The organism is Polynucleobacter sp. UB-Piko-W3, from assembly GCF_018881635.1.
In the GTDB taxonomy this organism is placed as follows: Bacteria; Pseudomonadota; Gammaproteobacteria; order Burkholderiales; family Burkholderiaceae; genus Polynucleobacter.
Genome location: NZ_JACVPY010000002.1, coordinates 43439 through 57538, shown reverse-complemented (window position 1 = coordinate 57538; position 14100 = coordinate 43439). Strand labels below are relative to the sequence as shown.

13 protein-coding genes are annotated in these 14100 nt (G+C 46.2%); 10 read left to right on the top strand and 3 right to left on the bottom strand.

Annotated elements, in window-relative coordinates:
• Positions 1-21 precede the first annotated feature (21 nt).
• The 5 genes from ICN31_RS00550 to ICN31_RS00530 all read left to right on the top strand — a co-directional run bounded on the left by ICN31_RS00550 (position 22) and on the right by ICN31_RS00530 (position 6074).
• Complete coding sequence (locus ICN31_RS00550; RefSeq protein ID WP_216257595.1) at positions 22-2628, top strand: Rne/Rng family ribonuclease; 2607 nt, start codon at positions 22-24, stop codon at positions 2626-2628.
• A 94-nt stretch (positions 2629-2722) separates the two neighbouring features.
• Complete coding sequence (gene moaA / locus ICN31_RS00545; protein WP_216257593.1) at positions 2723-3850, top strand: GTP 3',8-cyclase MoaA; 1128 nt, start codon at positions 2723-2725, stop codon at positions 3848-3850.
• The gene (gene mobA, locus ICN31_RS00540; RefSeq protein ID WP_216257591.1) at positions 3850-4455 is read left to right on the top strand and encodes a molybdenum cofactor guanylyltransferase MobA; all 606 of its coding nucleotides are present in this window, start codon (positions 3850-3852) and stop codon (positions 4453-4455) included. Before moaA ends, mobA begins: the two co-directional genes overlap by 1 nt.
• Positions 4452-5768 carry a gephyrin-like molybdotransferase Glp gene (gene glp / locus ICN31_RS00535; protein ID WP_216257589.1) on the top strand — a complete coding sequence of 439 codons (1317 nt, stop codon included), beginning with the start codon at positions 4452-4454 and terminating at the stop codon, positions 5766-5768. Before mobA ends, glp begins: the two co-directional genes overlap by 4 nt.
• Positions 5769-5780: 12 nt before the next feature.
• Entirely contained in the window at positions 5781-6074 is a 294-nt protein-coding gene (locus ICN31_RS00530; RefSeq protein WP_072583151.1) for a hypothetical protein, read from the top strand.
• Positions 6075-6164: 90 nt separating this feature from the next.
• On the opposite strand, the gene ICN31_RS00525 is transcribed toward ICN31_RS00530, so the two are convergent.
• Positions 6165-7151, bottom strand: coding sequence for a D-glycerate dehydrogenase (locus ICN31_RS00525; protein WP_216257588.1), 987 nt, complete (start codon positions 7149-7151; stop codon positions 6165-6167).
• Positions 7152-7233: 82 nt separating this feature from the next.
• Positions 7234-7902 (bottom strand): DsbA family oxidoreductase, encoded by a 669-nt coding sequence (locus tag ICN31_RS00520; protein WP_216257585.1) that lies wholly within the window; start codon positions 7900-7902, stop codon positions 7234-7236.
• 215 nt (positions 7903-8117) lie between these two features.
• Between ICN31_RS00520 and ICN31_RS00515 the strand changes: the two genes are divergently transcribed.
• The 3 genes from ICN31_RS00515 (at position 8118) to ICN31_RS00505 (ending at position 11904) form a co-directional block, all read left to right on the top strand.
• Entirely contained in the window at positions 8118-9233 is a 1116-nt protein-coding gene (locus tag ICN31_RS00515) for a TRAP transporter substrate-binding protein (RefSeq protein ID WP_216257583.1), read from the top strand.
• A gap of 126 nt (positions 9234-9359) precedes the next feature.
• Positions 9360-10028 (top strand): TRAP transporter small permease subunit, encoded by a 669-nt coding sequence (locus tag ICN31_RS00510; protein ID WP_216257582.1) that lies wholly within the window; start codon positions 9360-9362, stop codon positions 10026-10028.
• Positions 10021-11904, top strand: a complete 1884-nt coding sequence (locus tag ICN31_RS00505) for a TRAP transporter large permease subunit (RefSeq protein WP_216257580.1) — start codon at positions 10021-10023, stop codon at positions 11902-11904. Before ICN31_RS00510 ends, ICN31_RS00505 begins: the two co-directional genes overlap by 8 nt.
• A gap of 72 nt (positions 11905-11976) precedes the next feature.
• On the opposite strand, the gene ICN31_RS00500 is transcribed toward ICN31_RS00505, so the two are convergent.
• Entirely contained in the window at positions 11977-12513 is a 537-nt protein-coding gene (locus ICN31_RS00500) for a hypothetical protein (RefSeq protein ID WP_216257578.1), read from the bottom strand.
• A 186-nt stretch (positions 12514-12699) separates the two neighbouring features.
• Between ICN31_RS00500 and fdxA the strand changes: the two genes are divergently transcribed.
• The gene (gene fdxA, locus ICN31_RS00495) at positions 12700-13023 is read left to right on the top strand and encodes a ferredoxin FdxA (protein WP_216257576.1); all 324 of its coding nucleotides are present in this window, start codon (positions 12700-12702) and stop codon (positions 13021-13023) included.
• Between the two features lie 27 nt (positions 13024-13050).
• Positions 13051-14097: an FAD-dependent oxidoreductase gene (locus ICN31_RS00490; RefSeq protein ID WP_216257575.1), complete on the top strand. Its 1047-nt coding sequence runs from the start codon at positions 13051-13053 to the stop codon at positions 14095-14097.
• The last annotated feature ends 3 nt before the right edge of the window (positions 14098-14100 follow it).

Below are 14100 nucleotides of genomic sequence, written 5' to 3'. Positions count from 1 at the left end.
CCTCCCCCATAGGAGAGTGTTATGAAACGCATGTTATTTAATGCAACTCAACAAGAAGAGTTGCGAGTTGCCATCGTTGATGGTCAAAAACTCATCGATATTGATATCGAAGCTGCCGGTCGTGAACAACGTAAAGGCAATATTTACAAAGGTGTGATTACCCGCATAGAGCCTTCCCTGGAAGCTTGCTTTGTCAACTACGGTGAAGAGCGTCATGGCTTTTTGCCATTTAAAGAAGTTGCCAGAACGTATTTCAAAGAAGGTATAGACGTTCGCAATGCCTCTATTAAGGATGCCCTGCGCGAAGGTCAAGAAATCATTGTTCAAGTAGAAAAAGAAGAGCGTGGCCAAAAAGGCGCAGCTTTAACTTCTTTTGTCTCCTTGGCTGGCCGTTATTTAGTATTGATGCCCAATAATCCCCGTGGTGGTGGCGTGTCTCGCCGTATTGAGGGTGAAGACCGTCAAGAACTCCGTGATGCCATGTCCCAATTGGATATTCCTGATGGCATGAGTATCATTGCTCGCACTGCTGGTATTGGTCGTGACGCTACAGAATTGCAATGGGACTTAAGTTACCTCATGCAGTTATGGAAAGCGATTGACGAGGCCGCCAAAGGCAATTCAGCCCCATTATTGATTTACCTCGAATCGAGTCTAGTGATTCGCGCAATCCGTGATTACTTCCAGCCGGATATCGGAGAGATCCTCATTGATACCGATGATATCTACGAGCAAGCTGCTGCATTTATGTCCGTCGTAATGCCGGATAACTTGCCAAGAGTAAAGCGCTATCAAGATGATGTGCCTTTGTTCTCACGCTTCCAAATTGAGCATCAAATTGAAACCGCGTACTCACGTACCGTGCCACTGCCATCTGGCGGCGCGATTGTGATCGACCACACCGAAGCTTTAGTTTCTGTGGACGTGAACTCTGCACGTGCAACCCGTGGTTCTGATATTGAAGAAACTGCTACTCGTACTAACTTAGAAGCCGCCGATGAAATCGCCCGTCAAGCACGTTTGCGTGACTTAGGTGGTTTGATCGTAATTGACTTCATTGATATGGAATCGAGTAAAGCTCAGAAAGATGTTGAGAATCGCCTGCGCGATGCTCTGCGTCATGATCGTGCTCGCGTTCAGATGGGCAAGATCTCCAAGTTTGGCTTGATGGAAATGTCACGCCAGCGCTTGCGCCCCGCTCTTTCTGAAGGTAGTCATGTCACTTGCCCACGTTGTAATGGCACAGGTCATATTCGTGATACCGAGTCTTCTGCATTGCAAGTACTACGCATCATTCAAGAAGAGGCAATGAAAGAGAACACAGCAGCGATTCATACCCAGGTACCAGTCGAAGTGGCTGCTTTCCTCTTGAATGAAAAACGTGCTGAAGTCATTAAGATCGAGACTCGCTTCAAAGTGAATGTCTTGATGGTTCCGAATAAGCATTTAGAAACTCCACATTACAAGCTAGAGCGTTTGCGACATGACGATCCACGTCTTGATGATCAAAAGGCTAGCTATGTGATGGCTGAAGAAGCTGCGCGTGAACTTGAGACTGACACCACAGTGAGCCGCAAAGATGCTGATGTGAAGGTTCGTCCTGAAGCAGCAGTGAAAGGCATTACGCCAGCTCAACCTGCACCAATAAGCCAACCCCGTCCAGCTCGTACTGAAAAAGTACAAACCGAAAGTTCTGGTGGTTTATTTGGATTTATCAAGAAGATGTTCTCCTCCTCTCCTGCAGTAGAAGAGAAGCCAATAGAAAACAATGCTCGTGGTCGCAATCAAGGCCGCAATGGTAATGGCGGCGATCGCAACCGTGGTCGTAATCGTCGTGGCGAGCGTAACGATCGCAATGGCGAACGTGCTGAGCGTCCAGTAGCAAATGCCGCTGAAGGCGCTGCTGAAGGTAATAACGGTAACCGTAATAACCGAAATAACCGCAATGGCAATCGTAATCAAAATGGTCCGAAGCCTGAGCGTCAAGCAAACCCAGCTGCAGTAACTCCTGCAACTGAAGCTGCTCCTGAGCAAGCGGCACCAACTGCTGATGGTGAAGAACGTCGTGGTCGTGGTCGCAATCGTCGTGGTCGTGGTCGTGGCCAACGTGGTGAGCGCACTGATGGTGACACAAGCAATGCAACTGCTGTATCTGCAAGTCCATTTGCAGGCCCTCCAGTAGGCATGGCTGGTGCATCTGCATCAATGCCAATTCAGAATCTTGCCAATAGCTTTAGTAATGCAAAGCCTGCCGCAAGACAAGAACGGGGCGAAAGAGCGCCACGTGCTCCACGTCCATCAAATCGTCCAGCACAAGATACTCAGAACAATGTAGCGGCAGCACCAGTAGCAGCAGTTGCGACTGTTGCATCTGTCGAAGTGATTGCTAAACCTGCGCCAGAGCTTCCGAAGGTTGCTTTCGAGGCACTTGAAGAAACTCCGCTGCACAGCGTTGTGCAATCTGCTGGAATGATCTGGGTTGCTACTGATACCTCTAAGCATGCAGAGGCACAAGGTCAAATTCAGCCTGAGCAAACAAACTTAGGCAGAGCCCCTAAACCAGCAGCAAGCCTGCCAGATGGGCCAATGGTTTTAGTTGAAACCGGCGGCCAGGAAAAAAAGGTTTAAACCTGATGTAAGCTTTTTCTCCAGACTGTCATTTATCCCATAAGGATATTTGGCAGTTTGGCAGAAAGCCCGTTTCACCGCCATAATTGAGAATATGGTTGAAAAAGCAATCCCAAAAGTAATTCCTATCCGAATTGATGAAGGCAAAGGCCTGACGCCGTCTATTGGCGCCCAACTCATTACACCTCACAGCAATACACAAGATAAACGCGGGCGCATCTTGCGTGACTTGCGCATCTCCGTAACTGATCGCTGCAATTTCCGCTGTACATATTGCATGCCTAAGGAAGTCTTTGATCAAAACTATCCTTATCTTTCGCACAAAGAGCTGCTGAGTTTCGAAGAAATTGCTCGCCTCACTTCCATCTTTTCCACACTAGGTGTTGAAAAGATTCGCTTGACTGGTGGTGAGCCACTCCTTCGTAAGAACTTAGAAGTGCTGATTGAAATGTTGGCGCAAATACGTACCCCAGACGGCAAACCACTTGACCTTACCTTAACAACGAATGGCAGCATCCTTCGCAAGAAAGCTGTTGCTCTAAAAACTGCTGGCTTACAAAGACTCACTGTTAGCTTAGATGGCTTAGATGACGCCATCTTTAAGAAAATGAATGATGTCGAGTTTCCGGTAGCAGATGTTTTAGATGGCATTGCCGCCGCTCAAGAAGCCGGTTTTGAAAACATCAAAGTGAATATGGTGGTGAAAAAAGGCACAAACGATCATGAGATCGTATCGATGGCCAAACACTTTAAGGGCAGTGGCGTCATTCTGCGCTTTATTGAATTCATGGACGTAGGTAGCTCGAATGGTTGGAATATGGCAGGGGTATTACCCTCTAAGGAAGTGATTGCCAGAATCAATGCAGTCTTTCCATTGCAAGCGATCGAAGCCAATTATTCAGGCGAGGTGGCACAACGCTGGCGTTATGTCGATGGCTCAGGTGAAGTGGGTGTGATCTCTAGTGTTACCCAAACCTTCTGTCACGAATGCACTCGTGCCCGCATCTCTACTGATGGTCAAATGTATCTCTGTCTTTTTGCGAATGAAGGATTTGATTTCAAAACAATGTTGCGTTCTGAAAAGAGTGATTTAGAAATCGCCAATGCCATCATGAATACTTGGGCAGGACGCGATGATCATTATTCTGAAATTCGTGGGTCTCATACTGCAAACCAATCGACTGGCGCTCGTAAAGTCGAAATGTCTTATATCGGCGGCTAATGATTTCCCCAGAGCAAATCACTGGCCTCATACTGGCTGGCGGTCGCGCCCAACGCATGGGTGGTATCGATAAAGGACTCATTCCCTTTAACGGCAAACCCCTGATTGCATCGGCTATTACAAGACTCAAAAGTCAAGTTGGCCCAATCCTCATTAATGCCAATCGCAATGTTACGAAGTACGCTAGCTATGGCTTTCCCGTCATCATGGATGAGACGCCCGATTTTTCAGGACCGCTCGCAGGCTTTGCAGCTGGTCTCAAAGTTTGTAACACCCCTTACCTACTCACTACCCCTTGTGATTCACCTTTACTCCCAACGGATTTAGGTCTCAAACTAGCGACTGAAATGATCCGTGGCGACTTTCAGTTGGTATACGCTTCGAGCAAAGAGGCAGACGGCAAAATCTGGGCACAACCCGTTTTTTGTTTAATGCGCGCTGATCTTCAAGAGCTCTTGAAAACTTTTTTACAAAAGGGCGATCTCAAAATTGATCGTTGGTTTAGAGAATTGCGTAGCAGTACTGTCGTGTTTGATGATGCGCAAGCATTTGCTAACGTTAATACTCCAGAAGAATTAAAGCGCCTAGAAGAGGCCTCTATATGAAGCACTCACCCAATAGCCCCATACTTCTCACTTCATCACTACATGTCGATGAAGCTCGTAAAGCTATCTCTCAATTAGTGAATGAGCTCATTGAAGAATCCAAAGCGATTGGTGATTTAGCTGATATTGAAACTGTCTCTCTAGATCAAGCCATCAATCGAATCCTTGCGAACGATTTGCTCTCACCCATTGACGTTCCTGCGGCTGATAATTCAGCGATGGATGGCTATGCCTTTGACAGCACCTGTCTAGGAGTCAGTGACGCTACCGTATCCTTGAAAATAATGGGGACTGCTTTTGCTGGCAAACCATACGAAGGTAAGATCAATCCTGGTAAGTGCCTCAAGATCATGACTGGTGCAGTGATGCCGGCTGGGTGCGATACCGTGATTCCGCAAGAGTTCACGAGCACTCAAACGGAAACGCAGATTGAGTTCCCTCAAAATCAATTAAAGCCTGGTGAGAATCGTCGCTTGCGTGGCGAAGATCTCCAAGAAGGCAAACCTGCAATTAGCGCTGGTCGTTTACTGCGCCCTTCAGATTTAGGTTTGGCAGCATCACTCGGAATCTCCACCCTTATAGTCAAGCGCAAACTCAAGGTGGCAATTCTGTCTTCTGGGGATGAACTGCGATCCTTAGATCAACCCTTAGATGCCGGCAGTATTTATGACAGCAATCGCTATAGCCTGACTGGTTTATTAAATCGCCTCAACCTTGAAATTATTGATTGCGGCATCGTACGTGACGACCCAGCATCACTTAAAAAAGCATTTATCGATGCCGCTACCAAAGCGGATGTCTTAATCTCTTCTGGTGGGGTCTCCGTTGGTGAAGCAGACTTCACCAAACAGATCATGCAAGAGTTGGGAGATGTGGGTTTTTGGAAAATTGCAATGCGGCCTGGTCGGCCAATGGCTTTTGGGATTCTGAAACCCGTGGCGGGCAAATCACCTGCGCGCAAGACCTTGTTCTTTGGCCTGCCTGGCAACCCAGTGGCAGTCATGGTGACTTTCTATCAATTTGTGAGAAGTGCGCTCTTGCAACTCAATGGTGCAAACCAGACTGAGCCACCAATCACTCAGGCAATCTCTGAGGCAGCGATTCGTAAAAAACCTGGCCGTACCGAGTTTCAACGTGCCATCTTGGGACGAAACGCTGATGGTCGCCCAAGCGTCAGACTGACTGGCAGTCAGGGGGCAGGCATTCTGCGTTCTATGAGTGAGGCAAATTGCTTTGTGATCCTTGCTCACGACCAAGGAAATATTGCCGCTGGTGACTGGGTAGATGTAGCGCTTTTTGATGGACTGCTTTAAGATTGCGTCATTATGAAACTTAGCAAAAAAGAACTTGTCTTCCTCGACCCGATGCATACCGCCAAAACACTCGTTTTGGTATACCTCTGCTTCTCCGTTCCAATCGTCTTGTTAGCGCTGTTTGTTGCCTTCATTCGAGACGGTGCGATTCCAGGCTTTACAGTCTTATCTGCCCTTATTCTCAATGCTTTATTGGGCTTTGGCTTATTGTGGATTGCCTGCAAGGTTTACAACTGGGTTGCTGGTAAATTTGGCGGCATTGAATTAGCGCTGCGTGAATTACCAGAAGAAATTGATGCTGAGTAAGTAATAAAACTTCAGTGCGCATCAATCAATAAAGCCGAGCAATGCTCGGCTTTATTTTTTACTACTCCACTCGTTTAAGTTTTATGTTTTCTAACCCTTAAATACTTCCTTATTAATTAGGCTTGGTGGTTTCTTACCAGCCAGTGCAGCACGTAAATTTTCTACTGCTAAATCGATCATGGCTCTACGGGTCTTTTCAGTTGCGCTGGCAATATGCGGAGCTAAAACCACATTGCTGAGTTTCAATAACTCGGGGTGCACTTTTGGCTCACCCTCGAATACATCTAAACCTGCAGCGAAGATTTTTTTCTCTTTGAGCGCTTGGGCTAATGCTGCATCATCCACTATGCCACCACGCGCAATATTGACTAGGGTGGCGGTCGGCTTCATGAAAGCTATTTCTTTGGCGCCAATGGTGTGATGGTTCTGCGCTGTGTATGGCAATACCAAGACAACGTGATCGGCGGTACGGAGTAATTCTTCTTTGGAGACATACTTTGCCGCACAGGCTTTTTCATCAGCCTCAGGCAAACGACTACGATTGTGATAAATCACATTCATTCCAAAACCTAAGGCGCGCTTTGCAATACCCTGACCAATGCGGCCCATGCCAATAATACCTAGCGTTGTGTGATGTAAGTCCATGCCCAGAGGGTTGCTCACAATCGACCACTTATCCCACTTGCCATCCCTAATCCAGCGCTCAGACTCAGTAACACGCCGTGCTGTAGCCATTAATAGTGCAAAACCAAAATCAGCCGTGCTATCGGTTAATACATCTGGCGTATTGCTAGCCATCACACCAGCCGCAGTAATTGCAGGTACATCGAAATTGTTATAGCCCACTGAAATATTGGCTACTATCTTTAAATTTTTAGCATGAGTCAAAGCTGCAGCATCAATACGCTCACTCCCAGTCACCAAAGCGCCCGCTGCGCTTGAAAGTTCTTTTTGCAACTCTTCTGCTGTGAAGACTTCATCGACCTGATTAGAGCGAACCTCGAAAGACTCCTCTAGCTTAGCTAACAAATCGGGGAATATTGCTCTTGCTACTAAAACTTTAGGTTTATTGCTCATTTCTTTCCTTTTTATTTCTTTTATTTATTGCTTGCATTGATTTTTTTATTCATTTATTAACTAACAATCTCACTGCATCATTTTATGTGACTTGGGAAGATTTCTGTATCACCTCTTTGAGGGAGGCTTCGAGAATTTCTAAGGGTTGCGCCCCTTGCAATGAATACTTGTTATTTAAAATCAGGTTTGGCACCGCATTAATGCCCTGGTCTCGATAGTGGGCTGCTTGCGCCCTCACCTCTTTAGTAAAGAGCCCCTCTTCTAAAACTTTGCTTGCTGCGCTTTGATCCAAATGCGCTCTTTGCACTGCTTCTAATAAGTTCTCACGTTTATCAAAATCAGCTGCAAGACAAAAGTAAGTATTAAAGAATTCTCTCTTTAGCCTATGCTGACTAGCTAAGCCATGCTCGTGCCCAGCCCAATACAACAAACGATGAGCATCAAAGGTGTTGTATATCTTTTTTCGACCCTCGGGATGAAAGTTAAAACCTGCGGCTGCAGCACGCTCCCGAATGTTGGCTTGATTGGCTTTGACCTGTTGCTCAGAAATGCCATATTTGTTAGCAAGGTATTCAATGGCATTCTCGCCACCCACTTTCATCTGAGGATTAAGCTCAAATGGCTCAAAATGAATTTCAAAATCTGCCTGATCGCTCAGGCGCTCAATTGCTTGTTCTAAGGCTCCAAGGGCAACCGCGCACCAGGGGCAGCCGATATCGGATACAAAATGGATTTTGATAGTGGGTTTCATGCCCACGTAGTGTACTCATGCACCAGAGGCTTGAAGTAGCAAATCCAGCTTTAAACCAAGAAATGATTGGGTTTTTATTGTTGCAGCGCACAATATAAATCCCTTCTACTCGAGGGGAAACCCTCAACCCTATTTACCCTAATTTAGAATAAGCTCTGTGTAGGATTTGTTTCATCCAGTAGTTAATTTTATAAAAATGACCTTAGGAGATTTAGATGTCAGATACAAAAAACACTAGCCCTCGCCGCAAGTTCCTAAAGAACGCGGCAGTTGGTAGCGCCGGCGCAGCTGCAATGGGCTTCCCAATGATTTCTAGCGCGCAAACAGTGAATTTGCGCTTTCAATCTACTTGGCCAGCTAAAGATATTTTCCACGAGTACGCTAATGACTACGCCACTAAAGTAAATGCAATGTCAGGCGGCCGTCTCAAAATTGAAGTACTGCCTGCAGGTTCAGTTGTAAAAGCTTTCGATATGTTGGACGCTGTATCTAGCGGAACATTGGATGGTGGCCATGGCGTTTTGGCTTACTGGTATGGCAAAAGCCCAGCACTAGCATTATGGGGATCAGGTCCTGCTTTCGGTATGGACGCTAATACCCTCCTGTCTTGGAACCAATATGGTGGTGGTCAGCAATTACTCAATGAAATTTACAACGACCTTAAGCTCGATGTTGTTTCATTCCCTTATGGCCCAATGCCTACACAGCCATTGGGTTGGTTTAAAAAGCCAATCGCTAAAGCGGATGACTTGAAGGGCTTGAAATACCGTACTGTTGGTCTCTCTATTGAGATCTTTACAGACATGGGTGCATCAGTTCAGGCATTACCTGGTGGCGAGATCATCCCAGCAATGGACCGTGGTGTTCTCGATGCAGCTGAATTTAACAATGCAACTTCAGACCGCATCCTTGGCTTCCCAGACGTATCTAAAATCTGCATGCTGCAAAGCTTCCATCAGTCATCAGAGCAGTTCGAAATTATCTTCAATAAGAAGAAATTCAACTCCTTGCCAGCAGATCTTCAGGCAATCCTGTCATACGGAACCCAAGCAGCTTCTGCGGATATGTCCTGGAAAGCGATTGATCGCTATTCCAAAGACTTCTCTGAGTTACAAACCAAAGACAAGGTGAAGTTCTACGCTACACCGAAGTCTATTTTGGTAGCCCAGTTGAATGCTTGGGACAAGATTATTGCGAAGAAGGCTGCTGAGCTCCCAATGTTCAAGAAAGTATTGGAATCCCAGAAAGCCTTTGCTCAGCGCGCAGTTCGCTGGGATTTGCTAGTAAATGTGGATATGAAGATTGCTTACGACCATTATTTCAAGGGCTAAACCCCTTTAAAGCCGTATTGGCTTATGTAATAATGTGCCCCAATGCACATCTTGACCGGACGGCATCCCCGTCCGGTTTTTTTATATCCCTCTAGGGAAATAGTTAGTTGTCTTAGGAGAGTTGTTATGGATAAATTCATGCTAAGAGTAGATGAAATTAGCACCTTCGTAGGTAAGGCTGCCGCTTGGCTTGTCGTACTACTAATGCTGATGGTATTTACAGACGTCGTACGGCGTTATGCATTTAATTCACCATCCGCATGGATTGGCGAGCTGTCTGTCATGGCGTATGGCACCCTATTTATGATGTGCGGCGCATATACCTTGGCACAAAATGGCCACGTTCGCGGTGACTTCCTTTATGGATCCATGAAACCCCGGACACAAGCTACCTTAGATTTAATCTTGTATGTCACGTTTTTCCTTCCAGGTATCGCAGCTTTGGTTTATGCCGGCTATACCTATGCAGCAGAATCATGGCGTATTGGTGAGCACACCACTCAAATTGCGAACGGCCCACCGCTTTATCCTTTCAAGACAATTATTCCGGTTGCAGGAGCATTTGTTCTCTTACAAGGTGTTGTAGAGATCATGCGCTGCATCATTTGCCTGAAAACTGGCGAATGGCCTGCACGTCTCAAAGATGCTGAAGAAATTGATGTGATTGAACAGCAATTAGCAGCGTCTACCCACGTTGATGAAGAGTCACGTCAAAAAGCAATCAAAAACGCCAAATCCATCGATGAAGCAGCACACCATCGTATTGGCCAAACTAAAGAGATAAATCATGAGTGATCCAATTCTTGGCCTAGTCATGCTCGGCTTGATTATTTTTGTAATCATGCTGGGCTTCCCAACTGCCTTTACCCTCATGGGTTTAGGCATGATGTTTGGTTTTGTGGCTTTTTACGACCCATCGCAAAGCTGGACTGCAAACAAAGTATTTACCCTCATGGTGCAAAGAACTTTCGGGGGTATGACGAATGATGTCCTGCTCTCCATTCCGCTCTTTGTATTAATGGGGTATGTGATGGAACGAGGGGCGCTGGTAGATAAGATGTTCTACAGTATCCAGTTAGCATTCCGTCGCTTACCTGCTTCATTAGCTGTAGCAACTCTGATTGTTTGTACCTTCTGGGGTATTGCAAGCGGTCTGGTTGGCGCTGTTGTTGTTCTCATGGGCGTGATTGCCATGAAGCCGATGCTGAACGCTGGCTACGATACTCGCCTTGCTGCTGGTGTCATTACCGCTGGTGGTACCTTGGGTATTTTGATCCCGCCTTCAGTCATGATCATTGTGTATGCCGCTGTTGCAGGCCAATCCGTGGTTAAGCTCTATGCTGCTGCAATGGTGCCAGGATTCTTCCTTGCCTTCTTGTATTTGGTCTACATCATCGGCTGGGCTTTAATCAACCCGAAGGTTGCGCCTAAGCTTCCTGCTGAGCAACTGATCGTACCGGTTCCAGCATCGATTCGGTTTTTGGGCGAACACTACTCCAGAAACATGTTGCTTGCCACATTCAAGGCCTTGTTTTCTCCTGCCAAATTACTCAATGCACCAGCTGAGGCAAGGGTCTCTCTGAAGGGCATTTTCAAAAATGTACTGGCAGCATTAACGCCATTATTTTTGATTGCGCTAACTATGTGGGGTGTATGGTGGTACGTCATCATTCACCAACAAAACGAAAGAGATGCGCAAAATGTTCCTGTAGTAACCCAAGTTGCTACAGCAAGCACTGCTAGCGCCGCCGCCGAGCCAGTAGAAGAAGAGCTCGTAGCTATTGATGCAACCTCTAGCAAGATTAAATCCAAAGCGGTTGAAGAAGATGCGCCTTTGGTTGCATTAGATGCTGCCGCTGGCGATGCGCCTACAGCTGATGGCGCTGCTCCAGAAGCTGCAGTGGGGCCACCAGAAAACTTCGAACTGTATTTTGGTTTGACCTGCATACTCTTCGGACTGCTATTGATTTACTACTACATCAAGTTTGATGAGGAGCAGTTTGAAATTCTCAAGCTGTTGATTGAGTCAGTCATGCCTTTGGGTGTTCTTACGCTCCTAGTCTTAGCTGTGATCTTGCTCGGCATTACTACTGCTACCGAGTCTGCTGCGGTGGGTGCATTGGGTGCTTTCATTCTGGCGCTGCAAGCTGGCACTTTAGATTTTGAGCGTACGAAGCAGGCAGTCTTCTTGACAGCCAAAACAACATCGATGGTGTGCTGGTTGTTCGTGGGTTCTGCACTCTTCTCGGCTGTGTTTACGATTTTGGGTGGTCAATCGATCATCGAAAAATGGGTGCTCATGCTAGACCTCACACCAATTCAGTTCATGCTGCTCTCGCAAGCGATCATCTTCTTCTTGGGATGGCCTTTAGAGTGGACTGAAATTATTGTGATTTTCGTTCCAATCTTCTTGCCTTTGTTGGCTCACTTCAACATCGATCCACTTCTGTGGGGCACATTGGTGTTCGTGAACTTGCAAGCCGCGTTCTTGTCACCACCAGTGGCGATGTCTGCCTTCTATCTCAAAGGTGTCTCGCCACCAAGCGTTACGCTGAACCAGATTTTTGCAGGCATGATGCCTTATATGTTCATCGTGATTGCCTGCATGGCCTTCATGTACATCTGGCCGGGCATGACATTGTGGCTACCAAAGTTCCTCTACGGAGCTTGATGTCTGGTAGTTTTACTAAAAGAAAAAGCGCTCTTCACGGAGCGCTTTTTTTATGCCTACCTATGAAAAGAACTAAGCAGCCTGTTTTAGGAGCTCACTATTGGTCTTACCTAAGGCAATCGTAAATAGACCTTGCCAGTAGTTAAATGCTGCTAACTCATCTTCGTCTAACTCCATCTCAATAAAAGCGGGATGACGAATTAAAGAAAGCCAGATACGGCAAAACATCTTATCTTCAAGAGTAGCGGGTCTGCTCACAAAAGGAATCTCTTCAAGTTGGGGAATGATTTCGTAGACTTCTGTATCCACCATCGCTTGCTTATCTCGACTAAGACGCATCATTTCGAGCATTACCCTGCCTAATTGATCGTAATGTCCACCCCAGCATAAGGGCGTTCCTGCGATCTCTTGTGTACTCTCCAAATACTTGCGGGCAAAATCGCTCCACGCATGGGCTAAATCAAACTCCGTCTTCACCTTGGCATTTTGCAAGGCAGTGGGCAGGTTGGTAGACTTCATCAACTCCAGACTTCGATCACCTCCAAAGGTGTAATCGATAATCATCAAAGGTTTTGCTGTTTTATCGATCTGCAGCCGATACTCTTCCATAATTCATTCTTTCCTAATAGGGTTTATTGATGCCAATGCCTAAAGTGTAATCAATTGGGGGGGTTTAGCTTGGGAAAATGGTCTCAAAGCCCTAAATGAGGCTTTGCCTGAAAACTTGGCCATTTCAGCTAAAATTGGGGTTTTATAACTTAACAGTCCCCGTTGGGGCTCTTTAGATTAAAGACCATGACCTACGTTGTTACCGAATCCTGCATCCGCTGCAAATATACCGACTGTGTTGATGTTTGCCCTGTTGACTGCTTTCGTGAGGGCCCCAATTTTTTAGTGATTGATCCAGACGAATGCATTGACTGCGCTGTCTGTGTTCCAGAGTGCCCTGTAAATGCTATTTATGCTGAAGATGATGTTCCCGGTGATCAACAGGCCTTTATTAAGCTCAATGCTGACCTTTCCCCGACCTGGGACTCTATTACCAAGTCCAAAGCTGGCCTTCCAGATGCGGATGATTGGAAAGATGTTAAAAATAAACTCGATCAGCTAATCAAGTAATTTCTTAATTCCCTTTTTCGAGAATTCGTGCTGCACTCACCCACACAAACCGACGCTGTCATTATTGGCGCCGGACCTGTGGGCCTTTTTCAAGTCTTCGAACTTGGTCTTCTAGAAATCAAAGCGCATGTCATTGATGCTCTTCCAGAAGCTGGTGGGCAATGCATTGAACTGTATCCAGATAAACCTATCTACGATATTCCAGCCATTCCTGTCTGTACTGGACGTGAGCTTACTGAAAATCTACTAAAGCAAATCAAACCCTTTGGCGCTCAATTTCATTTGGGGCAAGAAGTGAGCCAGCTGGAGAAACAAGCGGATGGCCGTTTTTTAATTAGCACCTCAAAAGATCAACACTTCTTGAGCAAGACAGTCTTTATTGCTGGTGGCGTAGGTGCCTTTCAGCCTCGCACCCTCAATCTAGATGGTATGGAGGCTTTTGTGGGTAAGCAGATTTTTTATGGCGTTAAAAATCCAGAGAAATTTACCGGTAAAAAGATTGTTATTTGTGGTGGTGGCGATACCGCTTTAGATTGGGCCTTGTATTTTGTGGGCAAGGCTGCAAGCGTCACTCTCATTCATCGTCGTGATGACTTTAAAGCAGCTCCCGCATCGATTGCCAAAATGCGTGAGCTTTGTCAAAACAAGCAAATGCAATTATTGATTGGACAGATTACTCACTATGAAGTTGAGCATGATCAGATCTCAAAAATCATTGTCACTGACATTGAGAGTAAAGATCATGAAATCTCAGTAGATGATCTCCTGATCTTTTTTGGTCTTTCACCTAAGCTTGGGCCGATTGCCGATTGGGGCCTAGATATTGAGCGCAAGCAAGTGAGTGTCGATACCGAAAAATTTCAAACCAGCATTCCTGGAATATACGCCGTGGGGGATATCAATATTTACCCAGGCAAGAAAAAACTGATTTTGTCAGGATTTCATGAGGCAGCCTTAGCAGCCTTTGCTGCAGCCGCCTATCTCAACCCAGAAAAACACATTCAACTCCAGTACACCACCACCTCAACCAAGCTCCACAAGGTTCTTGGAGTGAGTTCGCCAGCATTCGAGTAAGCT